The sequence below is a fragment of the Lelliottia sp. EB106-05-01-XG201 genome, assembly GCF_058791735.1.
This window is the reverse complement of the sequence record NZ_JBYTDV010000001.1, coordinates 1,112,079-1,136,157: the sequence shown is the minus strand read 5'-3', so window position 1 is coordinate 1,136,157 and position 24,079 is coordinate 1,112,079. Positions and strand designations below refer to the sequence as shown.

The window sequence follows — 24,079 nt, the reverse complement described above, 5'->3', positions numbered from 1 at the left end:
ATGGACGATCTCGATAACGCTCTCGACTCCGAAAGCGGCTACTCGGGCGCACGGCGGATCGTGATCCTCTCCCTGCTCCTGTTCATCATCGTCGGCGTGTGGGCGTGGTTCGGCATTCTTGACGAGGTCTCGACCGGGACGGGGAAAGTGATCCCCAGCTCGCGCGAGCAGGTGTTGCAGTCTCTCGACGGCGGGATTTTGACCGAGCTGAACGTGCGCGAGGGGAATCTGGTGCAGGCGGGTCAGGTGCTGGCGCGGCTCGACCCTACGCGGTCGGAATCTAACGTCGGCGAAAGTGCGGCGCGGTATCGCGCGTCGCTGGCCTCCAGCGTGCGCCTGACCGCGGAGGTGAACGATCTGCCGCTGGTCTTCCCCCCTTCCCTGAAAAAATGGCCGGAACTGATCGCCGCCGAAACCCGGCTCTACACCTCTCGTCGCGCGCAGCTTGATGACACCCAGCGCGAACTGAGAGCGGCGCTGGATCTGGCGAATAAAGAGCTGGCGATCACCCAGCGACTGATCAAAACCGGTGCCGCCAGTCGGGTGGAAGAGTTACGTTTGCAGCGGCAAAAAAGCGATCTGGAGCTAAAACTCACCGACGTGCGCTCCCAGTATTACGTGCAGGCCCGCGAGGCGCTGTCGAAAGCCAACGCCGAGGTGGATATGGTCTCGGCGGTGCTGAAAGGTCGCGAAGATTCCGTCACGCGCCTGACCGTGCGATCGCCGGTGCGCGGGATCGTGAAAAACATCAAAGTGACCACCATCGGCGGCGTGATCCCACCTAACGGCGAGTTGATGGAGATTGTGCCGGTGGACGATCATCTGCTGATCGAAACCCGTCTGTCACCGCGCGATATCGCCTTCATCCACCCGGAGCAAAAGGCGCTGGTGAAAATCACCGCCTACGATTACGCCATCTACGGCGGGTTGCACGGCGTGGTCGAAACCATTTCGCCGGACACCATTCAGGACGAGGCCAAACCGGAAGTGTTCTACTACCGGGTGTTTATCCGCACCAGCCAGGATTATCTGGTCAATAAAGCGGGCCGGAAATTCTCGATCGTGCCGGGGATGATTGCGACGGTGGACATCAAAACCGGGGAGAAATCGGTGATGGATTACATGATTAAGCCGTTCAACCGGGCGAAAGAGGCGCTGCGGGAGCGGTGAAGATTGAAAAAAAAAAGCCCGGTGGCGCTGCGCTTACCGGGCCTACAGGGTTTTGTAGGTCGGGTAAGCAAAGCGCCACCCGACGGGTTTTCTGCCACTCCATACATTTTTCCTGAAGCCACCTCGCAGGACGAAATTTCTTCTTCATTTCCCCCTTTCAGCCTCACTCGACGAGGCGTATTTTGCCGTGACTTCAGAGGCTGTTTCTGACTGCATTGAGCCAAAAGTCGGGTCAAATTCTGATTAAGTAATAATCGGCAGGAATGCACTTGCGCACAGTGCATCGGTGCAATACCATTAACGCAGCTTCAAAGGGACAGGAGCTAAAATGCATCATGTTGAAGAACATTAATAACTTTCGCGATCAGTGGCTTGAGGATTTCTTCCTGTATGGAAAATCTCACAAAATATTCCCCTCAAGCATTGAAGCCGCCCTGGCGAGAAAACTGGATATCATCAATGCCGCAACGTCCCACAGGGATTTGCGCTCGCCGCCAGGCAATATGTATGAAGAACTTAACCCACCAATGTCAGGGTTTTCTTCCATACGAGTTAACAAACAGTACAGACTGATATTTAAATGGGTGGCCGGTAAAGCCGAAGATCTCTACCTCGCCCCGCATAAATACAAGCCTTATAAATAGTGAGGTACCCCACATGACTTCCCAACAATCCCTCCGCAAGCCCACTACGCCAGGTGATGTGTTGCAGTACGACTACCTTGAGCCGCTGAACCTCAAAATTGCCGATTTGGCTGACATGCTTAACGTGCACCGCAACACCATCAGCGCGCTGGTGAACAATAACCGCAAATTAACCGCAGACATGGCGATTCGTCTCTCCCGCGTCTTTGATACCTCCATCGAGTTCTGGCTCAATTTGCAGCAGAACGTCGATATCTGGGAAGTGCAGAACAACGCGCGGACACAGGAAGAGATGAGCCGTATCAAAACGATTGCTGAGGTTCTCGCAAAAAGAAAGTCTGACCAGCAGGACATCGCCTGAACTCTGCTACATTACCGCCAACATAAAATTCAGGGAGTGAGCATGCGCCAGAGAACCATTGTTTGTCCGATTATCCAAAATGACGGGGCATATCTACTGTGCATAATGGCGGCGGATCGCGGGGTGTTTCCCGGCCAGTGGGCGCTGTCGGGTGGGGGCATGGAGCCTGGTGAGACCATGGAGCAGTCGCTGCGCCGTGAGATCCGTGAAGAGCTGGGCGAGGCCCTTGAGATCACCGACGTCAAACCCTTCGCCTTTCGCGATGACATTCGGGTCAAAACCTACGCTGACGGCACCACCGAAGAGATTTACATGATCTACCTGATCTTCGACTGCACCAGCGCCAACCGTGACGTGACCTTTAACGAAGAGTTTCAGGAGATCGCCTGGGTGCAGCCGGAATCCTTAAAAGAGCTGGATCTCAACGAGGCGACGCGGATCACCCTCTCGCAAAAAGGGCTTCTGTAATCAGTTCACCTGCGGTGCAGCCGAGAGATACACCCGCACATAGCGCGTAAACTTACCCAAAAACACCCCCGCGAATACGCCGCCGGAGATAATCGCGAAGGCGCTCATACCGGGCTGTTGCAGCGTCTCGGGCGAGACGGCGGTCATGACGCCTAATACGTATTTCACGCCGAACGCCAGCATCATAAATGGCAGCGCTGAGTAGTCGGCCTGTCGATAAATGCTGCGGGGCTGTGCCGCGCGGGTGGTATTCACTTGCTTGACCAACAGATAGCCCAGCGCCGCGCCCGCCAACAGACCAGCGATCCACAGCGTGCAGGTCGCGACGGTGAGTTTGCGAAACACCACCAGATCGTAGATATCCCAAATGAGAAAGATCGCGGGAATAATCGCGAGCTTTTCCAGGGTTACGATGGCCGGTTTTCGGGCTTTGATGCCGCGGGAGATCAGGAAGATAAACAGCACCCACACCCAGACGGGCGTGTGAGTGACCACTCCGGTGATGAATTCTGTCATGGGAATTACCGTCAGTGAGATTTTCGCACCGGGTGAGTATTACGCACAATGGCGGCGGCGCCATCATGCGTAAGTGGGTTCAGAGCGAAATTTTCAGGCGTCGAACAGCCTCTTTCAGCTGTTCATCCGTGGCCGTCACGAAGGACATGCGCAGGGTCGAATGGTCCGGGTTGCTGCAATAGAAGAACTCGCCCGGCACGAACACCACGCCGTTCGCCAGCGTCTTCGCCAGCCACTCGGTGGTGTTGAGGCCGTTGTTGAATTTCGCCCACAGGAACATCCCGCCCTTCGGCTTGTGGAAGGTCAGCACATCGCCCAGCTCGTTTTCCAGTTCAGTAGCAAAGGTCTGATATTTCTGGCGATAGGCATCGCGGATCAGCGCAATCTGCCCGGCCAGACGCCCGGTTTGCAGATACTCAAAAGTCATCAGCTGCGACAGGGTGCTGGTGTGTAAATCAGTGGTTTGCTTCAAATTCACCACTGCCCGCTTCAGCCACTCCGGCACCACCAGCCAGCCGACGCGGGTGCCCGGGGCGAGGATTTTGGAGAAGGTCGAGGTGTAGACGACGTTTTCTTCGTTGCCAATCGCTTTGGCGTGCGCCATCAGCGGGCGGAACACGTCAGAGGTATAGTTGATCTCGCTGTACGGGTCGTCTTCGATAATCACGAAATCGTAGCGTTTTGATAACTCCACCAGCTGTTTGCGGCGGTTTTCAGAGAGCGTCACGCCGCCGGGGTTGCCGAAGGTCGGCACGATATAGACGGCTTTGATGGTTTTGCGGCTGACCAGGGCTTCGAGTTCATCGACCTTCATCCCTTCCCCGTCGGTGCCGACGGATTCAAGATTGGCCTGCGCCAGGCTAAAGACCTGCAGCGCGGCGAGATAGGTCGGGCTTTCCACGACGACGGTGTCGCCAGGGTTGATGAGCGCACGCGCCAGAATATCCAGCGACTGCTGCGAGCCGGAGGTGATGACCACGTCATCGGCCTGGCAGGCGATCCCGCGCTCAGCGCAGATCTGGCCGATGGCGCTGCGCAGTTCCGGATAACCCTCGCTCAGGCCGTACTGGAAGGCCTCGCCAAAATGGCGGGATAACACGGCATCGGCCGCGATCTGTAATCCTTCGTGATCGAACAGATCGGGATTCGGAATGCCGCCGCCGAGGGAGATCACTCCCGGCATTTTGCTGTGTTTTAACAATTCACGGATGGCGGAAGATTGCAGGCTTTGCACGCTGCTGGCGAGTTTGTTCTTAGACATACTGTCGGGGCCCTGTAGTTCTGATTTTTATGATGTTCATAGTGTTAGTAACACATCTGTGGGGCTTTGATCATCACTTTTAGCGCCATTACTAGTCTTCTTTTGGAATGATTGAGATATGCCCGTTGCGCTCAAGGATGGCGTACTTAATTTTGCTGAACTCTTCGATGCCCTGCGTCTGGCGCGCGGCGACTAAAATATCGTCGCAGGAGACGTCCACCTTTTTCAGTTTGTCCGGTAACGGCATACCGTTTTCCAGCAGAATCACCGGGGAGCCATCGAGGACCGTTTCGGCACCGGAAATGTACTTTTTCATCAGCCCAAAAAGCATATCAATGACCACCAGGGTCACAATAGTGAGCATCGCGCCCGTAACCGAAAAATCATTTCCCAGCAGCGCCTGCTGAGTCGCTTCACTGATTATCAGCAGTAAAATCAGATCGAAACTGGTCATCTGCAATAACGCGCGACGCCCCGCCACTTTAAATACCACCAGCAGGATCAGATAGATTGCCAGTGCCCGGAAAACCATCTCCATATTGCGCTCCTAAGGATATATAAACTGCCAGAAGCGGATTTCCGGCTCGCTATTAACCTTGATTGAATTAACTGATTTGCCCATACCCGTGGGCGTAACGAACATCCGCACGGAGAAATCACCTTGCTTTTTCACATTGCGATAAATCAAATACAGCGTTTTTCCCTCACTGAACATGCTATCGGGCTGCGGTGAAATGGCTCCTGGCTCAAACATCGTATTTAATTCACCATTAATACTGAAAATATAACTTTCGGCAGGTAAAGATCGCGTAGAAAAGCGCAGTTCGAATTCTGTTTGCAGGCGACCAAAACGTTCATAGTGAATAGTCAGCGTGTGTGCCTTATTTTCTTTTTGCGCCGAGCTAAAATAACCGTTAGAAAACAGCCCTGACAGGGCAGAAATAATAACGCCCAGCAACACCACCAGCCCAACCTGGCGGAATAAAGCCTCAAAGTTCAGACCACGTCTGCTTTCCGTGATGCCGGGTAATGTCTCTTTTTCTCGCGCCATTGCTCACCTCATTGCCTCGCGCACTGCTCAGCAAGATGATTTTTAAGGATAAACGCTTTATGGATTATCCCGTTTGTTAGATTAAGCAATAGCCACAGCGGGGGATAAGTCAAGCCAGCTCCCTGTGAATATTTCAACAATGTAAAGCTACCAAAATCAGGGAGAGTGCGTTTCGGCCCTACCAATATCAGGGAGGACGATATCAGGAATAAGCTGCCCTTTAGGATAATTCCCCATTTCATCCGCTAGGTAAAAAACCAACAATTTAATCCGTTTTATTTGCTATGGAATATCCATGACATTTGCCGGTCATATCCGGCACTCATCACCATTTAATGAAAATAAAGGATTACGGGAAATGAATAAAATATCTCTGGCGGTATTGATGGCGGCAAGTCTGGCCAGCGGCGCAGCTCTGGCGGATAACCACACGGTTTCTCTTGGCTATGCGCAGAGTAAAGTTGAGAACTTTAAAAATATCCGCGGCGTTAACGCGCAATATCGCTACGAATGGGATTCTCCGCTCAGCGTCATGGGTTCTTTCACCTATATGAGCGGCGATGACGATCAGAGATATTATGTCGCTTCTGATTCGGTCAAAAATCATATCGACGTGAAATATTATTCATTGATGGCGGGTCCGGCTTACCGCATTAACGACTATGTGTCGTTATATGCCCTGGGCGGCGTGGCACATACTAAAGCCGACGGGGATTCTACCTGGGTGAACGCGGGTGACGGGTACACGCAGAAAGACAGCATCTCAGAAAAATCGACCTCGTTTGCGTACGGTGCGGGCGTGCAGTTTAACCCGACCGCAGAACTGGCGATTAATGTCGGTTATGAGGGGACGAACGCGGATCTGCAGGGCGACCATTCGATTAATGGCTGGAATGTGGGCGTCGGGTATCGGTTCTAAGCGGCGTTTGTGCCGGGTGCCGGGTGGCGGCTTCGCCTTACCCGGCCTACGGGGTCCGTGCGGTATTTTGCCGGGTGGCGGCTTCGCCTTACCCGGCCTACGGGTCGGTGCGGTGTTTGGGCCGGGCATTAAACCGCACGTATGCCTTGTAATAGATGATCTATGTAATACGTCAATTTCGGCAACGGGCGTAAATCCTGCCGCCACAACAGATGCACCGGCCTCGGTTCTGGCGTGAAATGCTCCAGCACCCGAATCAACCTGCCGTTCGCCAGCTCGTCGGCCACCAGCACCTCCGGCTGCAACAACAAACCCGCCCCGGCCACCGCCGCGGTGCGTAATCCGTACCCGTCGTTACAGCGCAAAATCGCATCGCGTTTCCAGCGCACCTCCCCTTCCACGCCCGGCAGCCGCCACTCGTTGCGCGCAGTCCAGACCGTGTGCGACAGGCAGAGATGATCGACCAGATCGGCAGGTGTTTGCGGTGTCCCGTGGCGCGACAGATACGCCGGAGCCGCGCAGATCACCATCCGATACGGACAGAGATATTTCGCCACCAGATCGTCGTGACGAATATCGCCGATGCGGATCGCCAGATCGAAGCCCTCATTGACCATGTCCACCATCCGGTTGGTCAGATCCAGTTCGACGCGCACCTCTGGCCAGGTCTGTAAAAAGGTCGCCGTGAGCGGAGCGATCACGCAGCCGCCAAAGGAGGTCGGCGCACTGATGCGCAGCGTCCCGGCCGGGGCCGCGCGCAGGCGTTCCACCGAGCTTTCGGCAATCGACACCTGCTCCAGCACCAGCTTTGCCTCGTCGTAAAATACCCGCCCGGCGTCGGTGAGGCTTTGACGACGGGTGTTGCGCTCCAGCAGGCGCGTGCCAAGCTGTTCCTCCAGCAGCGCAATGTATTTTCCGACCATCACCGCCGACATCTCCAGCCGCACCGCCGCCTGCGTAAAGCTGCCGCTCTCAACCACGGTGATAAAGGTCTCCATGCCGCGAAGCTTATCCATATTGCAAACCTCTGGTTAGTAATCTTCTAACTTTAGCCCAGTTTATCTTAGTTCTGATTTATTAAAGAATGGAGGCTCACAACCTGAAGGAGTCTGCTATGAAAATCGTCATTATTGGTGCCAGCGGCACGGTCGGCCGCGCCGTGACAGAAGAGTTGAGCCGTAAACACGAGGTGATCCGCGTCGGTCGCACGCAGGGTGATGAGCAGGTGGATATCACGTCGCAGGCCAGCGTGCAGGCGCTGTTCGAAAAGATTGGCCCGGTGGACGCGATTGTCTCTGCCAGCGGCGGGCTGCATTTTGGTCCGCTGGCGACCATGAAAGACAGCGATTTCGACCAGGGCTTGCAGGACAAACTGTTAGGACAGGTGCGCCTTGCGCTGACCGGCCAGCATTACCTCAATGAAGGCGGGTCGATAACCTTGATCAGCGGGATTGTCGCTCACGAGCCGATTGCCCAGGGGGTGAACGCGACCACGGTGAACGCCGCGCTGGAAGGCTTTGTCCGCGCTGCGGCCTGCGAACTGCCGCGCGGAATTCGTATCAACCTGATTAGCCCGACGGTACTGACGGAATCCGCCGAAGCGTACGACGGATTCTTCCCCGGCTTTGAAAGCGTCCCTGCCGCCACCGTCGCGCTGGCCTACCGCCGCAGCGTGGAAGGCGTGCAGAGTGGTCGGGTTTATAAAGTCGGTTACTGAGGTTTGACGGCAGCGATCAGCACCAGCATCGGTCGCTCCGCCTCTTCCGCCAGCGCGGGCCAGGCGTCAATCTGCGCCTGCGTTGGGCCCCACTCGTTGACTCCACGAAGCGTTAAACCTGCTTTGATCAGCGCATTCAGCGTGGTGCCGAGCGTGCGGTGATATTTGATCACCCCGTCCGCCAGCCAGTTGCTGACGCGCTGCCCCTCCTGCTGGTACTGATTCACGCCCCAGAACCGCGCGCCGTTGTCATCCGTCAGCCAGCCCTGGCGCGAGGCGCAGGTGTAGATCGGATGTTCCATCGAAAAGACCAGGCTGCCGCCGGGTTTTAACGCGCGCTGAACGTGGCTGAAAAGCGTGTCGAGTTCCGGGAGATAGTGCAGCGCCAGCGAGCTGTAGACCAGGTCGAGGCTGTTTTCTTCCAGTTGCAAAGATTCCAGATCGCTGCGTTGGTAGGTGATGGCCGCATCGGTGGTGAGTTCAAGCGCGCGGGCGAGCATTTTTTCGGAGATATCGACGCCCATCACCTGTGCCGCGCCCATTTCGCGGGCGCTGCGGCAGAACCAGCCGTAACCACAGCCGAGATCAATGACCGATTTTCCCGTCAGATCGGGGAGCATGGATTTAAGCGCCGGCCATTCCGGTGCACCGTCGAGGCCATGAACCGAGCGCGGAAGCTGGGCGTAGCCCTCGAAAAACGCCGGATTGTCGTAGATATTTTGTGCCATCGCAGATCCCTCTTTGTGAATATGCGTAGCAGTATATCGCATGGTATGGGTTTTGTAGGCCGGGTAAGGCGTAGCCGCCACCCGGCAGCAAGCGACTGTGCGGCCTAAAACGCCCGGTGGCGCTACGCTTACCGGGCCTACGATTCGTGCTGCTGTTGGTTTTGTAGGCCGGGTAAGGCGTAGCCGCCACCCGGCAACAAGCGGCTGTGCGGCCTAAAACGCCCGGTGGCGCTGCGCTTACCGGGCCTACAAAAACTTATGCCCCGACGTTACCCCACACCAGGTTCCCGTTATGGAATGTCGCGGTGCGCGGGGAGATGCGCGCCACGGCTTCGGCGGAACAGGAGGCGTCCACCAGCACAAAACTCGCGGCATCCTGCGCCTTCGGCCACACGCGTTCGCCTTTGTCGTTGAGCGGCAGCACGTCGCCGGTGGCGATCCCCAGCGCGCGCGACAGGGTCTGCTCGTTCGGGCGGATGTAGAGCTGTGCGTAGAGATTGGCTTTTTCCAGCATATCGCCCAGACCGTACGGCGACCAGTGGTCGATCACGCTGTCGGTGCCCGTCATCACAAACACGCCCTTATCGCGCAGCTGCTTAAGCGGCATATGCAGCGTGCCAATCGGCACCGTCGAAGCAAGGGTGATCTGTTGCGCCGCCATGCGCGTGGCGATGGCATCCACCTCTTGCTCGTTGAGCGTCGCCAGCGCGAAGCCGTGGCTGATGGTCAGCTTGCCCTTCAGTTCCGGGGTTTTCTCGACCGTCTCGACCATATATTTCACCGCCGCCACGCCCGCCGGGCTGGTTTCGTGCAGGTGGATATCCACGCCTTTATCGTAATCCAGCGCAATCTGGAACATGGTGTCGAGGGATTTTTCCATCGCGCCGTCGACGTTGGTCGGGTCCAGCCCGCCGACGTAGTGCGCGCCGGCCTGCATTGCTTCACGCATCAGCGGCTCGCATTTCGACAGCAGCAAACCGTGCTGCGGGAAAGCGACGATTTCACAGTCAAAACCGGGTTTACGCCGCGCCAGCACCGCCTGCAGATTTTCCAGATTTTTCAGGCCAGAGGTCGGCTCGATATTGCAGTGGCTGCGGGCGATGGTCGAGCCTTTGGACTGGATCAAATCGATCAGTTTTTCCGCGCGCTCCTGCGTGTAGGGCTGCAGCTCCGGCAGCAGCTTTTGCTCGAGGCGGATCATGTCCTGAATCGTCGTTCCCGCCGGGCGATTGAGCGAGCGCCACGGGCCGCCGTAGAAGGTTTTATCCAGATGGATGTGCATGTCGCGCATCGCCGGAAGCATCAGCTTGCCGCCCGCATCGTAGTGCGGAAGCGTGCTGTCGGCGTGGCTGTTGTTGTCGCGCAGGGCGACGATTTTGCCGTCCTGGATCTCGAGAGTTTTCAGCTCGGTGCGGGTGCTGGTCGCGACATCGCCGTCGAAGTTAAACCCGGCCTCCAGCAGCACGTTGTCGAGGTAATAGTGTTTCGCGGTGATGTTCATCGGTTTGCCCGTCTCGCAGGTTTTATTCGCTGTCTCAGCAGCATACGCGACGGAACCGGTCGCGCCAAACAGCGCGCAGGCAGTGACCATTTTGCCGCTCTGGCTGATAAACTCCCGGCGGCTTTTATTCTCTTTCATCTTATCTTCCTTATCTCTTTCTTACGCATTCACGATGTGGGTGCCGGTCTCACCGCGCAGCGCCGCAGGCAGGCAGTCTGGCGAGGTGATAATGACCCGTTTGCCGCCCTGTTGCAGGAACGCCAGGCTGGCGATAATTTTCGGCAGCATGCTGCCCGCCGGGAAATGGCCCTCTTCCATGTAGCGCGTCATTTGCGCCACGTTGACGGTGTCGAGCGCCTGCTGATTCGGCTTGCCAAAGTGAACGCACACTTTCTCCACGCCGGTGGTGATCACCAGCACGTCGGCTCGGATCTCACGCGCCAGCAGCGCGGTGGAGAGATCTTTATCAATCACCGCGTCGACGCTCTGATAATCCCCTTCTGCCGTGCGGATCACCGGAATCCCGCCGCCGCCGGCACCGATCACCACAAAGCCTTTTTGCGTCAGGGTCTTGATGGCGTCGGCTTCGACAATGCGTACCGGCTGCGGCGAGGCGACCACGCGACGGTAGCCGCGCCCGGAATCCTCAACGAAATGCCAGTCCGGATGAGCGAGCTGCAGCTCGTCGCGCTGGGCTTCGCTGAAAAAAGCGCCGATGGGTTTGGTGGGATGGGTAAAACCGGGATCGTTGAGATCGACTTCCACCTGGGTGACCACCGTCACCGCCTTTTGCTCACCGCGCGCGGCGAGGCGGTTGTTCAGCGCCTGCTGGATCAGATAGCCGATCCCGCCCTGAGTATCGGCGACGCAGTTGGCGAGCGGCGTCAGGGGCAGACCTTCGCGCTCGTGGGCGATCTCCGCGCGACGCAGATCGAGGCCGACCTGCGGGCCGTTGCCGTGGGTGAGGACGATGTCGTAGTCGGAGGCGAGCATCTCTAACACGGATTCCGCGACCGCTTTGACCGCATGCGCCTGGTGTTCAATCGACTGGCTGGCGTTGTCTTTGATAATGCTGTTGCCACCGATGGCGACGACCATGAGTTCTTTCATGTGTTTTCCTTAGCGTTGTGCGGTCTGGTGCCCTCACCCCGGCCCTCTCCCACAGGGAGAGGGAGAAACCGGTCCCCTCTCCCTGTGGGAGAGGGTTAGGGTGAGGGCATCAGGCATTATCAGGACTCTGAAACCGGCGCTGCCGCCCGCGCCACTTCGCGGCTATCCAGCACGTGTTTCACCACAAACATCCCGCTCATCATCAGGTACGCCGTCACGAACATCAGCGAACTCCCTTCGGCGAAACCGACTACCGGGGCGTGGATCACGCCGAACAGCGCCAGCAGTGCGCCCACTGCCGCGGCAATCGCTCCGCGCAGCGGTTTATTGATGATGGCGAAGATGGCGATACAACCCCAGAGCATGCTGGCGAGCGGTGCACCGTTGCCCAGATGCACCAGCCCTTCGTAGTAGATGCCTTTACTGTGCAGCACGTCGGTGCCAATCTTCGCCGCATTCGTTCCCGCCGCTGCCATCACGCTGTTCATCATGGTCAGCGCCCAATTGGCGATCCACGGGAACAGGCAGATAAAGATGACGGGCACCTCCACTTTGGGCGTTTCCCTCACCACCTGGTTGGCGGTGACCACGCCGATAAACACCAGAATCGGCACGATGGCGGTCATCGGAATGATGGCGAGCATAAACGCCCCCAGCCCGAACAGCGGCACGATGAACATGGTGACGCCCGACGCCAGGGTATAGCCGATGCTGGCGCCCATCGCTTTCCAGCCCGCGTGGCCGACGTAGACCGTTACCGGGAACGGGTTGCCCATCAGGCAGCCGAGCATGGAGGCCAGACCGTTTGCCAGCATCACTTTGCGGGTCGGGTATTCGTCCCCTGCCGCGTGGGCGCTTTCGATGTTTTCGAGGTCAAAGATGTAGTTCGCCAGACCCAGCGGGACCGCCGAGGCCAGATACGGCAGGGCGTGCGGTAAACCTTGCATGAAACTGTCAACGTGGACTGACGGCGGGTTAAAGCCGAACGAGGACATGGACGCTTTGATCGCTTCCGGGCTTTGCAGGCCGGAGATCCACGCCAGTGCGGTCCCGGCGATCAGCAGCAACAGACCGGTCGGGATGCGGGCGAAGATCGGCTTTTTACCGAACCAGTTGATGAAGATCAGCAGCAGGACGATGAAGGAGACCGTCGGCGCTTCGAACGCCTGCAGCATCGGGTTCATCGCCAGTAGCAGCAGGCCCAGACCGGACAGGCACGACAGCAGCACGGTACGCGGGATCATCTTGCGGATGGTTTCACCGAGGAACGAGCCGCCCGCCAGAATCATCGCTTCCACGAAGCACCACACCAGACCAATCTGGATGGCGAAATCCGCGTCGCCGGTCTGCTGGTAAACCGGCATCAGCACCAGGAACGTCACCGTGAAAATGGACGGGGCGCTCGGGCCGGACGGCAGCGCCGTCACATCACTGCGCCCGGTGTCGCGCTGCATCTGCAGGCCAAACCACGCGTAGCAGATGCTGGCGACCAGTACCGCCAGCCCGAAGGCTGGCGCGATGCGTCCATAAACAATCTCTTTCGGGATGCCGACGACAAAAATGAGCAGCCCCATCATGGTCAACAGGTTAGTCAGGTTATTGGTCATGAGCCCGAAATAGGCCGCCCAGTCACCTCTTTTCCACTCCAGTTTCATGCTTTTCATGAATGCTTACCTTATAAAAAGTAGCGATCGCGGAAGGTCAACAGCGCCTTTTCAAAACAGCTAAATGGCGGGTGAACGATGCCCGCCCCAATCATGCCGATCCCGGCGTCTTTGTGGGCAATGGCGGTGTTGATCACCGGCAGAATGCCGCTGGCAGCGACTCTGGTGATATCAATCGCCGTCGGGATGCCCATAAAAGAGAGCAGCGGAATGGTGACGTTCGGGTTTTCGCCGAGGGTGATTTCGCGCATCTGGCGCGAGAAGTCGATGGCTTCATCCACCGTCCCGCCCACCAGCGCCACAATCGCCGGAGCCGTCGCCATCGCAAACCCGCCGATGCCGTAGGTTTCGGTGATGGCGCTGTCGCCGATATCCAGACCGGAGTCTTCCGGCTTGTAGCCCGCAAACATCGGGCCAATCACCTGCTGCGCCGGGCCGGTAAACCACTGCCCCGGCAGGCCGGAGATGCGCAGGCCGAACTCAAAACCGTTGCGCGCCATGGTGGTGACGACGGTGCTGTACTCGATTCCGTGCGCGGCATCGAGCGCGGCTTTGCACATCGCCATCCACGTCGGGCCGGAGAAGTAGTCGCTGCTCGCCACAAACTCGAACACCTGACGCTGCTGCTCCACCGGATAACCGGCCTGAATCAGGCCCGGCGTCAGGGCCTGGATCAGCAGCGTGGTGCCCGCGTTGTTGCGGTTGTGGCACTCGTCGCCCATGTGCAGGGCCTGGGCCAGCATCAGGCGCAGATCGATTTCGCCGATGATGTTCATCGCATCGCGCAGCATCGGGCCGAGCACGTCTCGCATCCAGTTCAGACGATCGATCACGCTCTGGTCGTTAGCGCCCATGCGCAGGATCTTCGCCATCTGCTCGCTGAGGTTGGTGAACGCCCGGTTGCCGTAGGTTTTGTTCTCGACGATGTGCATGAACATCGACGCCGAGGTGACACCCGCCATCGAGCCCACGCAGTCGTGTTCGTGGCACGGCGAGAAGGTGATTTCTCCGGACGCAGCCAGACGCCCGGCGTCGTCCAGATCGCTTGCCAGCCCTTCAAACACCAGCGCGCCCGTTACCGCACCGCGCATCGCGCCGCACATGTTTTCCCACGCCACCGGCGGCCCGGCATGCAGGATGGTGGTGCGGGTCATGCCTGGCACCACGTTAATGGCCTGGTCGAAGCCCACCAGCACCGGGTGGGACTGGATAATGCGCTCCAGCGCCTGTTGGTTGGCGGCAGCGATTTTGTCGGCGAGCGTGGAGTGCGCCAGCTGATCCAGCGCGTCGACCACCTGCAGATTGCCCTGCCCCGGCGGCGTCCAGTCGAGCTGCGTGACCGGCACGTGCTGTTTTTTCAGGTCGTCGCTAAACAGGGCGATGCCGACGTTGATGACGTTCAGCGGCTGGTTAAATAAGGTTTTCATCAGGCTTTCTCTCCTTTGCAGACAAATTCACGCGCCAGTAATCCGGTATTGGTGCTGCTGCTGGCCCAGATCACGCCCGCGTCCGTCAGCAGCTGGCACTGCTGCGACAGGGACGGGGTATCGAGATCGGTGCCGAGCACGTAGCCGAGGATCTCCAGCGGGCGGTTGTCCGCTTTCGCGATAGCCTGCGCCTCTTTGATGGCGTCGATCATTACCCCGACCGGATCCTCGTGAGAGCCGAAACCGAGCACGAAATCCATCACGATCACGCCCACTTCCGGGTCGCGCGCCTCCTGCAACAGGCGGCTGATGCGGTTGGTCGGGTCGATCATCGGGTGCGGTTTGCCGTTGGTGAAGTCGTCGTCGCCAAAGTCGAGGAAGGTGTGGGCCTGGCTGACGTTGAGATCGGCCAGACGTTTGGTCGGGTCCGGCTGAATGTTGCTGTAGACGTCGTCGAATTTTTCCAGCGCCGCGAACATCGCTTCGTCGCACAAAGTGCCGCCGCAGAACAGGCCGCGAATGTACTTTTGCTGCGGGGTCAGACGGGTGCGGACTTCTTCAATGAGCGGCCAGTTAAGCGGGTGCAGATCCAGCGACTCTTTTTTGATGCCGGTGAGCAGGACCGCTTTCAGGGCTGCCTCTTTGGTGCCGCGCGCGAACTGCAGGCCGTCTTCATCGGCGGGCGGCTCGTTGCGTCCGAGGAAACAGACGACGACCGGTTTGCGGCAGGCGCGGGCACGGGCCAGCACTTTTTCAGCCACTTTCGGCGCAGGCGGTTTCGAGATTAAGGCGATCACATGGGTGGCCTCGTCGGCTTCCAGCATTTCAATGGCGTCGAGCATCATCAGGCCGCCGATTTTTTCGCTTAAATCGCGCCCGCCGGTGCCGATCAGCTGCGAGATCCCGCCGCCGAATTCATGAATGCGCGCGCTCAGCTCCTGGCTGCCGGTGCCCGACGCGCCGACGATACCAATCGGCCCGCGACGGACCGCGTTGCCAAAGCACAGGGCCGCGCCGTTGATAATGGCGGTGCCGCAGTCCGGGCCCATCATCAGCAGGCCTTTCTCGTGGGCCAGCTGTTTGAGCGCCAGTTCGTCGTCGAGGCTGACGTTATCGGAGAAGAGCATTACGTTGAGATCGTTTTCCAGCGCCTGTCGCGCCTCGCGGGCGGCGAACAGGCCGTTGACGGAGATCACCGCCAGGTTGCTGTCGGGACGATGCGTTTTGGCGCTGGCGAGCGTGGCGAAACGGGATTCGTGCGCCCCGCCGCTCTCTTTGCGGGTAAATAACGCTTCGATGGCCGCCAGGGTTTCGTCGTCAGCGGCATCGCCTTTAATCACAATCATCAGGTCGCCGTTTTTAGCGTCCTGCAGTTCCGGCGTTAATAAGCCTAAATTTTTTAATACGCCTTTATTCATTTCGGTCGCCATCGCCACGAATGCCTGGTCCACACCGGGCAATTTATTGGCTTTGGTCGAGACCGACATCAGCGAGACCGAATCAAAATAAGTGTTCTTTTTAATAACGATTTTGGTGGGCATGTTTCCTCCCGAATGCGGGCAAAAGGGGGCCGTCATCATGATGAAGTCATGATGGTAAAGGTGAAAATTTTCAGGTCAGGCAAGCCCGGAAAGGCTTGCCGAATACATTATGCGCCGGCGGCTAACAGCAGCTCGGCAATGGCGTGATAGCCTTTTTCGCGCGCCAGTTCGAGCGGGGTTTTACCGTATTTATCGGTCATGTGCGGATTGGCGCCGTGGTCGAGGAGTAATTTCACGATCTCCTGCTGTTTCGCCCCGCCGTCGTTGAGGACGATAGCTTCCAGCAGTGGCGTCCAGCCGACAAAGTTGGTGTGGTTGACGTTGATATCCGTGTGGGTCAGCAGTTCGCGGACAATCTCCACGTGGCCTTTTTCGCTGGCAGGCGTGATGCCGACGCCGCCGAAACGCGACAAACGGTCGAGATCCGGTTTCGCGGGCAGAACAATGCGCAGCAGGGTTAAGTCGTTTGTCAGACAGCTAATTAAGAACGGGTTAAAACAGGTCTGATCCTGCTGGTCGATATCCGCCCCGGCGGAAATAAGGAATTCGACGCAAGAGTAATGCTTTTTCAGGCTGGCAGTAATAATGGCGGTTCTTTTCTGGCGGTTGGTGGCGTTGATATCCACCCCTTTTTCCAGACAGGCTTTGAGCGCATCCAGATTGCCCTGCTCTGCCGCCAGCAGAAATTCAGTAACGAGTTCATTTGCAGACATATTCAGACTCCGATGTTTTCATTTCTGATGCCCTGAGAATAGCAACAGCCCCGCGATAAAAGAATCCGCTTAAATTTCATTCATCGTAAGCCGAGACATTGTTGAATCAAAATCAACAGTCGGGTCAAAACGTGCGTGGGTGCAATGTTTTTCTTATCTTTGACGCACTTTTCACGCGCTAAACGGCTTTCTGCTTATGGCTCGACACGCCTTGACTGGCGCGGCCTGAAACAAAATAACAGAAGTGTGATAGTGCTCAAATGAGTTGTAACCGCAGTGTTAAATATTGTTCAAAACTGATTGCCGTCACGGGCGATTACAAATAGATTCAACAATACTGCCGGGACGAATAAACAAGGGCGAGCCATGAATTCTATTTTTACCGAAGAGAACCTGCTGGCCTTTACCGCTGCGGCGCGCTTCGGCAGTTTCAGCAAAGCCGCCGAGGAGCTGGGCGTGACCACGTCGGCCATCAGCTACACCATCAAACGGATGGAGACCGGGCTGGACGTGGTGCTGTTTGTGCGTAACACGCGCAGCATCGAGCTGACGGAGTCCGGGTTTTACTTTTACCGTAAAGCCACCGATCTGCTGAATGACTTTCACGCCATCAAGCGCGGGATCGATACCATTTCGCAGGGCATTGAGGCGCGGGTAAGGATTTGTATTAATCAGCTGTTATACACCCCGCGCCACACCGCCCGCTTATTACAGGTTTTAAAAAAGCAGTTTCCGACCTGCCAGATCACCGTCACCACCGAGGTGTATAACGGCGTGTGGGATTCGATTATTAATAATCAGGCCAATATTGCGATTGGCGCGCCGGATACCCTGCTCGACGGCGGCGGGATTGATTACACGGAGATCGGCGCGATTCGCTGGGTATTCGCCATTTCTCCCCAGCATCCGCTGGCATTTTCCCCTGAGCCGATCGCCGAAAGCCAGCTGCGGCTCTATCCGAACATCATGGTCGAAGACACGGCGCATACGATCAATAAAAAGGTGGGTTGGTTGCTGCACGGACAGGAGGCGATTCTGGTGCCGGACTTTAACACCAAATGTCAGTGTCAGATCCTCGGGGAAGGGATTGGTTTTTTACCGGAGCATATGGCGCGGGAGGCGGTGGAAGAAGGGTTGCTGGTGACGCGGCGGATTAATAATCCTCGCCAGGATTCCCGCATGCTGCTGGCGACGCAACATGCGGCGACCGGCCAGGTCACCCGCTGGATCAAACAGCAGTTTGGACCGCAGGGCGTACTGACCGGGATTTATAACGATTTACTATGGCGGGATTAATCGCGGGACTGCACCCAGAAGGCGTGAATAAGCCCGGGGATGTAACCCAAAAGCGTCAGCACGATATTAATGATAAACGCCCAGCCGAAGCCTTTGCCCAGCAGCACGCCCAGCGGTGGGATAAGAATTGTAAAAACGATACGCCAGAAACCCATACTTTCTCCATACTCCATACAAGCTAAAAAAGATCATTGTTAAAAAAGAGTTATTAACTCTAAGCGTAGCGAGTTTAGCCTGGCCTGCCATTTTGCCCGCGCGCTTTTACGCTCCTTTACCCTCTTTACAATCACTTAGGCTGGCGATTAAGGGGTATTCGGGCATGACAACTGTACCCGGCTTCCGACGTGGGCTAAGGTAAGACATACCAAAACGAGGAGATCATTATGTTTACAGTTGGAGATGTTGTGCAGCCACGTATGGGCGGCCCGAAATTGAAAATCGTTGAAGTCCATGAGGATCAGATTGTTGCCGTACAGGCAAGCAACGAGCAGGGAGAGAAGTTTACGCTGAAGGCAGCAGATGTGACGCTGTATAAAGAAGACGGCGATTTCGGCGTCTGCTGAAAGCTCAGGGCGGTGAGATACCGCCCTGATGTACCACTTAGATCAGGAAATCATCCAGTGATTGACCGTTTGCCAGCGCGTTCGCGATTGGCTTAGGCGTACGGCCCTGGCCGGTCCAGGTTTTTTCTTCGCCGTTGACGTCAGTAAAACGATATTTCGCTTCACGCGCCTGACGTTTTTGCGGCTGGCTGGCGCCCTTCAGAACGTCTTTGCCCAGCAAGTCTTCCGGAGAAATACCGTCTGCTTTCATCAGCTCTAACAGCGCATTAATTTTCTGCTGCTGTTCTGCCTGCTGGCTCTGCATTTCATCTTGCTCATTACGTTTTTCTTCCGTAACGATGCGGAATTTTTCCAGCATTTCTTCAAGCACATCAATTGAGAATTCACGCGCCATTGCGCGAAGGGTACGGATATTATTAAGATTTTGTAACATTGAAGACATATTACTGAAGACCTTTTATGAGTTGATTCAATGAGCAATAGTTCAATATGGTAATCCACTTTACTTTGAATATCCATTAATTTCCTCCCTGACTTTTATTGAGGATATTCAAAAATATTTATTTAATTATCGTTACCTTTATTTGCACTCCTCGCAAAATTGCATTTAGTTTATCGCCCCGTTTCTATTTCAAAACGGCGTTCGTCGTGTGATTCTTCGCCCGTCACTTCTACATTTCTGAATAATCATTCACCTAGGCGGCATAACAACACAAAAACCAATGTCAGAATAATTCACCGCAAAATGCGCTTTGGAAGCAGATTCTTCACCACAAGCTCACTTTTCATTCTGCGGGAAGGAGAGTCTGCTAAACGTGGGTTTCGTGCGCTTGAACCCTCATTGATAAAACAAACTTAACATATTGATTTTAAAAACTGTTTACAGGTGTAAAACAGAAAATGCCGAGGGTTGCAGAAAGGAACTCTGTTTAGAGCATTTTGTGGACAAAACGCCATTAAATAAAAATTAATCACTCATTGTGACTTTCAAAGCAGAGAGATACTCTATACATGCTCAAGAAAGCAACCTAAAGCACCAATCGCTGCGGGTAAAATCTCTGTTTTGTGTTTATCTCAAGGAGTTCGGACATGTTCTCACCGCAGTCTCGCCTGCGCCATGCAGTTGCAGACACTTTCGCGATGGTTGTCTACTGTTCCGTAGTGAACATGCTGATCGAGATATTCCTCTCCGGAATGTCTTTTGAGCAGTCCCTTTCTTCCAGACTGGTGGCGATCCCGGTTAACATTCTTATTGCATGGCCGTACGGTTTTTACCGCGATGCGGTGATGCGCGTGGCGCGCCGTTTTAGCCCATCTGGCTGGATGAAAAACCTGGCGGACGTGCTGGCGTATGTCACCTTCCAGTCCCCGGTGTATGTGGCGATTTTGCTGACCGTTGGCGCAGACTGGCATCAGATTGCCGCTGCCGTCAGCTCGAATATTGTGGTGTCGATGTTGATGGGTGCCGTCTACGGATACTTCCTCGACTACTGCCGCCGCCTGTTTAAAGTCAGCCAGTATCATCAGTCTCAGGCGTAACGTGCTGCGACTGGCCGCTGCCAGTCGCGTGTTTACTGCGGTTCGCCAAACAAACCTGTCAGAAATCTTTCCAGCGCCATGCGGGAGCTAAAACCATGCGGAATGCCGTAATGCTGGTGACGTTCTCCGGCTAAATAGAGCGGAAATTCCTGATAGTGATCGCAGGTTTTGATATCTGTGGCCGGCTCAGCAAACGACAAACTGCGGTCTTTCAGCGTGGGGTGAATAATCAGCGCAGTGCGTCCCATTCGGGCTTCACGGTTAACGTAAACATAATTATCGCCGCGGCGATATCCGTATGTTTTCTGTGTCACTGCATCCATGATGAAACCCGCTTTTTCAAGAACGCGCGCCACCTCATCGGGTCGTAAATACATATTTTATCCTCGTTATCTTTTCCTGCGGGCCAACCTTACAATATTCAGCATTAGCAACGCTTTCAGATAAATCCATAAAGGCTCCGATAAGTCGTGACTCGCTTCAGATATTAAAAACCTGGACTAAACTGTGTGTGAACGCAAAATTATGGAGGATCGTATGTTTAACAGACCGAACCGAAACGATATTAATGACGACGCTCAGGATATTCGTAACGATGTCAGCCAATTAGCAGACACACTGGAAGATGTTTTGAAATCCTGGGGCTCAGATGCGAAGGACGAGGCGGATGTCGCCAGGCGTAAGGCTCAGTCTCTGCTGCGTGAAACCCGCGCCCGGATGCATGGCCGCTCGCGCACCACGCAGGCCGCCTGCGATGCCATTGGCTGTGCCAATACGTTCATTCGCGAAAAACCGCTGTATGCCGTGGGGACCGTCGCCGCGGTGGGGATTTTTATCGGTGCGTTACTGACGCTGCGTAAATAGTCCTTAAAGCGTGATTCGTTGACCCTCGTTCGCTCCGGCGTTCGGGGGTTTTTATTTTTCGCTCAAAAAAACACCGCAAACCGCGTACAGCCTGCCCCTCCTCGCTGCGTTCATCATCGAGGCTAAATCAATCGTTAAATCCCATATCTTGTATGGTTGAAACTTACATCAACTACATCTAGTATTCCTTTTGACAAGACACACACAACCTGACGCGTTCATTCGCGCCGCTCCTTCATTTTAAATGGAAATACGAATCATGAGCATTACTATTTACACTCGTAACGACTGTGTTCAGTGCCACGCCACTAAACGTGCAATGGAAAGCCGCGGCGTCGAGTTTGAGATGGTGAATGTGGACTTACAGCCCGATGCGGCAGATACCCTGCGCGCACAAGGATTTCGTCAGCTTCCGGTGGTGATCGCCGGGGAAACCAGCTGGTCAGGCTTTCGCCCGGACATGATTAACCGCCTGCAAACTCAGGCCGCCAGCGCATGAGTCTGCTCGTCTACTTCTCCAGCAGCTCGGAAAACACGCTGCGCTTTATTGAGCGCGTCGGGCTGCCCGCGGTGCGTATTCCGCTCAACGAGCGCGAGCGGATTCAGGTAGACGAACCTTACATTCTGGTGGTCCCCAGCTACGGCGGCGGTGGAACGGCGGGCGCGGTGCCCCGCCAGGCGATCCGCTTTCTGAATGATCCCCATAACCGGGCGCTGATTCGCGGTGTGATCGCGGCAGGCAATCGCAACTTTGGCGATGCTTTCTGTCGCGCCGGGGATGTTATCTCGCAAAAGTGCGGCGTGCCGTATCTCTATCGTTTTGAACTGATGGGGACACAGCAGGACGTAGAGAACGTGCGTAAAGGAGTGAATGAATTTTGGCAACGACAACCGCAGAACGCGTAATGCAGGGATCGACGGATTACCATGCCCTGAACGCCATGCTGAACCTCTACGATCGCGAGGGGCATATTCAGTTTGGCAAAGACCACGAGGCGGTCGACGCCTTTTTCGCCGCCCACGTTCGGCCAAACACAGTGCAATTTGCCAGCCAGCAGGCGCGGCTCGACTACCTGGTCAACGAGGGTTATTACGAAGAACGCGTGCTGACGCGCTACGACCGCGCTTTCGTGGTGAGCCTGTTTGAACGCGCCCACGCCAGCGGTTTTCGTTTTCAGACTTTCCTCGGGGCCTGGAAGTATTACACCAGCTACACGCTCAAAACCTTCGACGGCAAACGCTATCTGGAAAGTTTTGAAGACCGCGTCTGCATGGTCGCCCTAACCCTCGCCCAGGGCGACGAGGCGCTGGCACAGCAGCTGACGGATGAGATCCTCTCCGGGCGTTTCCAGCCTGCGACGCCAACGTTCCTCAACTGCGGTAAAGCCCAGCGCGGCGAGCTGGTCTCCTGCTTCCTGCTGCGCATCGAAGACAACATGGAGTCGATTGGCCGCGCGGTGAATTCGGCGCTGCAGCTCTCCAAGCGCGGCGGCGGCGTGGCGTTTTTGCTGTCGAACCTGCGGGAATCCGGCGCGCCGATCAAGCGCATCGAGAACCAGTCGTCCGGCGTGATCCCGGTGATGAAGATGCTGGAAGATGCGTTTTCCTACGCCAACCAGCTGGGGGCGCGTCAGGGCGCGGGGGCGGTCTATCTCCACGCCCATCACCCGGACATCCTGCGTTTTCTGGATACCAAGCGCGAAAACGCCGACGAAAAAATCCGTATCAAAACTCTGTCGCTTGGCGTGGTGATCCCGGATATCACCTTCCAGCTGGCGAAAGAGAATGCCGGGATGGCCCTCTTCTCGCCGTACGATATCGAGCGCATCTACGGCAAGCCGTTCGGTGACGCGGCAATTAGCGAGCTGTACGACGAGCTGGTCGCCGACGACCGCATTCGAAAAAAATACATCAACGCCCGCGATTTCTTCCAGACCCTGGCCGAGATCCAGTTTGAGTCCGGCTATCCGTACATCATGTATGAAGATACGGTGAACCGCGCCAACCCGATTGCCGGGCGCATCAACATGAGCAACCTGTGCTCGGAGATTTTGCAGGTTAACAGCGCGTCCACTTACGACGAGAACCTGGACTACGCGGAGACTGGCAAGGATATCTCCTGCAATCTCGGCTCGCTGAATATTGCCCATACCATGGATTCGCCGGATTTTGGCCGCACCGTGGAGACAGCCATTCGCGGCCTGACGGCGGTCTCGGACATGAGCCACATCCGCAGCGTGCCGTCGATTGAAGCCGGGAATGCCGCGTCCCACGCCATCGGGCTCGGGCAGATGAACCTGCACGGCTATCTGGCGCGGGAAGGCATCGCCTACGGTAGCCCGGAGGGGCTGGATTTCACCAACCTCTATTTCTACACCATCACCTGGCACGCCCTGCATACGTCGATGATGCTGGCCCGCGAGCGCAACCAGCGTTTCGTCGGATTCGAGCAGTCGCGCTACGCCAGCGGGGAGTATTTTAATCAGTATCTGGAAAGCGACTGGCAGCCGAAAACCGACAAAGTGCGCGCGCTGTTTGCCCGCGCCGGAGTCCATCTCCCGACGCGTGAGATGTGGCAGCAACTGCGCGCCGACGTGATGCAGTACGGCATCTACAACCAGAATCTGCAGGCGGTGCCGCCGACCGGATCGATCTCCTATATCAACCACGCGACGTCGAGCATTCACCCGATCGTCTCGAAAATTGAGATCCGCAAGGAAGGCAAAACCGGGCGCGTGTACTATCCCGCGCCGTTTATGACCAACGAGAATCTGGCGCTGTATCAGGATGCCTATGAGATCGGCCCGGAGAAGATTATTGATACCTACGCCGAGGCCACGCGCCATGTGGATCAGGGGCTGTCCCTGACGCTGTTCTTCCCCGATACCGCCACCACGCGGGATATCAACCGAGCGCAGATCTACGCCTGGAAGAGAGGGATCAAAACCCTGTACTACATTCGCCTGCGTCAGCTTGCGCTGGAAGGCACCGAAATTGAAGGCTGCGTGTCCTGCGCGCTGTAAGGA

Annotated in this window: 28 protein-coding genes; 13 read left to right on the top strand and 15 right to left on the bottom strand. The window is 56.3% G+C overall.

The window, feature by feature from the left end:
• From AC3WS9_RS05375 to nudI, 4 genes are all read left to right on the top strand, one after another.
• A complete protein-coding gene (locus AC3WS9_RS05375) occupies positions 1 to 1,170 on the top strand; it encodes a beta-barrel domain-containing protein (RefSeq protein ID WP_492490301.1) in 1,170 nt (389 codons plus the stop codon).
• A gap of 335 nt (positions 1,171 to 1,505) precedes the next feature.
• Positions 1,506 to 1,814 (top strand): type II toxin-antitoxin system RelE/ParE family toxin, encoded by a 309-nt coding sequence (locus AC3WS9_RS05370; RefSeq protein ID WP_282492908.1) that lies wholly within the window; start codon positions 1,506 to 1,508, stop codon positions 1,812 to 1,814.
• A gap of 13 nt (positions 1,815 to 1,827) precedes the next feature.
• Positions 1,828 to 2,175 carry a HigA family addiction module antitoxin gene (locus AC3WS9_RS05365; protein ID WP_285144898.1) on the top strand — a complete coding sequence of 116 codons (348 nt, stop codon included), beginning with the start codon at positions 1,828 to 1,830 and terminating at the stop codon, positions 2,173 to 2,175.
• Between the two features lie 42 nt (positions 2,176 to 2,217).
• Positions 2,218 to 2,643 (top strand): nucleoside triphosphatase NudI, encoded by a 426-nt coding sequence (gene nudI / locus AC3WS9_RS05360; protein ID WP_492487160.1) that lies wholly within the window; start codon positions 2,218 to 2,220, stop codon positions 2,641 to 2,643.
• Here the strand turns inward: nudI and AC3WS9_RS05355 are convergent, their stop codons facing one another.
• The 4 genes from AC3WS9_RS05355 to AC3WS9_RS05340 form a co-directional block, all read right to left on the bottom strand.
• Complete coding sequence (locus AC3WS9_RS05355; RefSeq protein WP_492487158.1) at positions 2,644 to 3,159, bottom strand: DUF6622 family protein; 516 nt, start codon at positions 3,157 to 3,159, stop codon at positions 2,644 to 2,646.
• A gap of 79 nt (positions 3,160 to 3,238) precedes the next feature.
• Complete coding sequence (locus tag AC3WS9_RS05350; RefSeq protein ID WP_282492904.1) at positions 3,239 to 4,420, bottom strand: aminotransferase-like domain-containing protein; 1,182 nt, start codon at positions 4,418 to 4,420, stop codon at positions 3,239 to 3,241.
• A 91-nt stretch (positions 4,421 to 4,511) separates the two neighbouring features.
• The gene (locus AC3WS9_RS05345; RefSeq protein ID WP_492487156.1) at positions 4,512 to 4,958 is read right to left on the bottom strand and encodes a DUF421 domain-containing protein; all 447 of its coding nucleotides are present in this window, start codon (positions 4,956 to 4,958) and stop codon (positions 4,512 to 4,514) included.
• 9 nt (positions 4,959 to 4,967) lie between these two features.
• Positions 4,968 to 5,471: a hypothetical protein gene (locus AC3WS9_RS05340; protein ID WP_492487154.1), complete on the bottom strand. Its 504-nt coding sequence runs from the start codon at positions 5,469 to 5,471 to the stop codon at positions 4,968 to 4,970.
• Positions 5,472 to 5,829: 358 nt separating this feature from the next.
• Here AC3WS9_RS05340 and AC3WS9_RS05335 point away from each other — a divergent pair, with 358 nt between their 5' ends.
• Positions 5,830 to 6,390, top strand: a complete 561-nt coding sequence (locus AC3WS9_RS05335; protein WP_492487152.1) for an Ail/Lom family outer membrane beta-barrel protein — start codon at positions 5,830 to 5,832, stop codon at positions 6,388 to 6,390.
• 128 nt (positions 6,391 to 6,518) lie between these two features.
• On the opposite strand, the gene AC3WS9_RS05330 is transcribed toward AC3WS9_RS05335, so the two are convergent.
• Entirely contained in the window at positions 6,519 to 7,406 is an 888-nt protein-coding gene (locus AC3WS9_RS05330; RefSeq protein WP_492487150.1) for a LysR substrate-binding domain-containing protein, read from the bottom strand.
• Between the two features lie 68 nt (positions 7,407 to 7,474).
• On the opposite strand from AC3WS9_RS05330, the gene AC3WS9_RS05325 reads away from it, so the two are divergent.
• A complete protein-coding gene (locus AC3WS9_RS05325) occupies positions 7,475 to 8,107 on the top strand; it encodes a short chain dehydrogenase (protein ID WP_282492899.1) in 633 nt (210 codons plus the stop codon).
• Here the strand turns inward: AC3WS9_RS05325 and AC3WS9_RS05320 are convergent.
• The 7 genes from AC3WS9_RS05320 to AC3WS9_RS05290 all read right to left on the bottom strand — a co-directional run bounded on the left by AC3WS9_RS05320 (position 8,101) and on the right by AC3WS9_RS05290 (position 16,791).
• Positions 8,101 to 8,835, bottom strand: a complete 735-nt coding sequence (locus tag AC3WS9_RS05320) for a class I SAM-dependent methyltransferase (RefSeq protein ID WP_492487148.1) — start codon at positions 8,833 to 8,835, stop codon at positions 8,101 to 8,103. The genes AC3WS9_RS05325 and AC3WS9_RS05320 overlap by 7 nt on opposite strands.
• Positions 8,836 to 9,091: 256 nt before the next feature.
• Positions 9,092 to 10,474 (bottom strand): amidohydrolase family protein, encoded by a 1,383-nt coding sequence (locus AC3WS9_RS05315; RefSeq protein WP_492487146.1) that lies wholly within the window; start codon positions 10,472 to 10,474, stop codon positions 9,092 to 9,094.
• A gap of 21 nt (positions 10,475 to 10,495) precedes the next feature.
• Positions 10,496 to 11,446 (bottom strand): carbamate kinase family protein, encoded by a 951-nt coding sequence (locus tag AC3WS9_RS05310; RefSeq protein ID WP_492487144.1) that lies wholly within the window; start codon positions 11,444 to 11,446, stop codon positions 10,496 to 10,498.
• A 119-nt stretch (positions 11,447 to 11,565) separates the two neighbouring features.
• Positions 11,566 to 13,110 carry a xanthine permease gene (locus AC3WS9_RS05305; RefSeq protein ID WP_492487142.1) on the bottom strand — a complete coding sequence of 515 codons (1,545 nt, stop codon included), beginning with the start codon at positions 13,108 to 13,110 and terminating at the stop codon, positions 11,566 to 11,568.
• An 11-nt stretch (positions 13,111 to 13,121) separates the two neighbouring features.
• Positions 13,122 to 14,537, bottom strand: coding sequence for a YlbE family protein (locus tag AC3WS9_RS05300; RefSeq protein WP_492487140.1), 1,416 nt, complete (start codon positions 14,535 to 14,537; stop codon positions 13,122 to 13,124).
• Positions 14,537 to 16,078, bottom strand: coding sequence for an acyl-CoA synthetase FdrA (gene fdrA / locus AC3WS9_RS05295; RefSeq protein WP_492487138.1), 1,542 nt, complete (start codon positions 16,076 to 16,078; stop codon positions 14,537 to 14,539). The genes AC3WS9_RS05300 and fdrA overlap by 1 nt, the downstream gene beginning before the upstream one ends.
• A 107-nt stretch (positions 16,079 to 16,185) precedes the next feature.
• On the bottom strand, positions 16,186 to 16,791 hold the full coding sequence (locus AC3WS9_RS05290) for an ankyrin repeat domain-containing protein (RefSeq protein WP_282492892.1): 606 nt from the start codon (positions 16,789 to 16,791) through the stop codon (positions 16,186 to 16,188).
• Positions 16,792 to 17,157: 366 nt separating this feature from the next.
• On the opposite strand from AC3WS9_RS05290, the gene AC3WS9_RS05285 reads away from it, so the two are divergent.
• On the top strand, positions 17,158 to 18,087 hold the full coding sequence (locus AC3WS9_RS05285) for a LysR substrate-binding domain-containing protein (protein WP_282492891.1): 930 nt from the start codon (positions 17,158 to 17,160) through the stop codon (positions 18,085 to 18,087).
• Here the strand turns inward: AC3WS9_RS05285 and AC3WS9_RS05280 are convergent.
• Complete coding sequence (locus tag AC3WS9_RS05280; RefSeq protein ID WP_282492890.1) at positions 18,084 to 18,242, bottom strand: YqaE/Pmp3 family membrane protein; 159 nt, start codon at positions 18,240 to 18,242, stop codon at positions 18,084 to 18,086. The genes AC3WS9_RS05285 and AC3WS9_RS05280 overlap by 4 nt on opposite strands.
• Positions 18,243 to 18,470: 228 nt before the next feature.
• Between AC3WS9_RS05280 and AC3WS9_RS05275 the strand changes: the two genes are divergently transcribed.
• Positions 18,471 to 18,650, top strand: a complete 180-nt coding sequence (locus AC3WS9_RS05275) for a hypothetical protein (protein WP_282492889.1) — start codon at positions 18,471 to 18,473, stop codon at positions 18,648 to 18,650.
• A 37-nt stretch (positions 18,651 to 18,687) separates the two neighbouring features.
• Here the strand turns inward: AC3WS9_RS05275 and stpA are convergent, their stop codons facing one another.
• Positions 18,688 to 19,092 carry a DNA-binding protein StpA gene (stpA, locus tag AC3WS9_RS05270; RefSeq protein WP_095283013.1) on the bottom strand — a complete coding sequence of 135 codons (405 nt, stop codon included), beginning with the start codon at positions 19,090 to 19,092 and terminating at the stop codon, positions 18,688 to 18,690.
• 647 nt (positions 19,093 to 19,739) lie between these two features.
• On the opposite strand from stpA, the gene alaE reads away from it, so the two are divergent.
• Complete coding sequence (alaE, locus tag AC3WS9_RS05265; protein ID WP_285144883.1) at positions 19,740 to 20,189, top strand: L-alanine exporter AlaE; 450 nt, start codon at positions 19,740 to 19,742, stop codon at positions 20,187 to 20,189.
• 32 nt (positions 20,190 to 20,221) lie between these two features.
• Here alaE and AC3WS9_RS05260 read toward each other — a convergent pair whose 3' ends face one another.
• The gene (locus AC3WS9_RS05260; RefSeq protein ID WP_100779198.1) at positions 20,222 to 20,566 is read right to left on the bottom strand and encodes a DUF2002 family protein; all 345 of its coding nucleotides are present in this window, start codon (positions 20,564 to 20,566) and stop codon (positions 20,222 to 20,224) included.
• A 160-nt stretch (positions 20,567 to 20,726) separates the two neighbouring features.
• Between AC3WS9_RS05260 and AC3WS9_RS05255 the strand changes: the two genes are divergently transcribed.
• From AC3WS9_RS05255 to nrdE, 4 genes are all read left to right on the top strand, one after another.
• Positions 20,727 to 21,053, top strand: a complete 327-nt coding sequence (locus tag AC3WS9_RS05255) for an ElaB/YgaM/YqjD family protein (protein ID WP_100779197.1) — start codon at positions 20,727 to 20,729, stop codon at positions 21,051 to 21,053.
• A 244-nt stretch (positions 21,054 to 21,297) separates the two neighbouring features.
• Positions 21,298 to 21,552, top strand: a complete 255-nt coding sequence (nrdH, locus tag AC3WS9_RS05250) for a glutaredoxin-like protein NrdH (RefSeq protein WP_095283017.1) — start codon at positions 21,298 to 21,300, stop codon at positions 21,550 to 21,552.
• Positions 21,549 to 21,959, top strand: coding sequence for a class Ib ribonucleoside-diphosphate reductase assembly flavoprotein NrdI (gene nrdI, locus AC3WS9_RS05245; protein WP_095283018.1), 411 nt, complete (start codon positions 21,549 to 21,551; stop codon positions 21,957 to 21,959). Before nrdH ends, nrdI begins: the two co-directional genes overlap by 4 nt.
• A complete protein-coding gene (gene nrdE / locus AC3WS9_RS05240) occupies positions 21,932 to 24,076 on the top strand; it encodes a class 1b ribonucleoside-diphosphate reductase subunit alpha (protein WP_492487132.1) in 2,145 nt (714 codons plus the stop codon). Before nrdI ends, nrdE begins: the two co-directional genes overlap by 28 nt.
• The last annotated feature ends 3 nt before the right edge of the window (positions 24,077 to 24,079 follow it).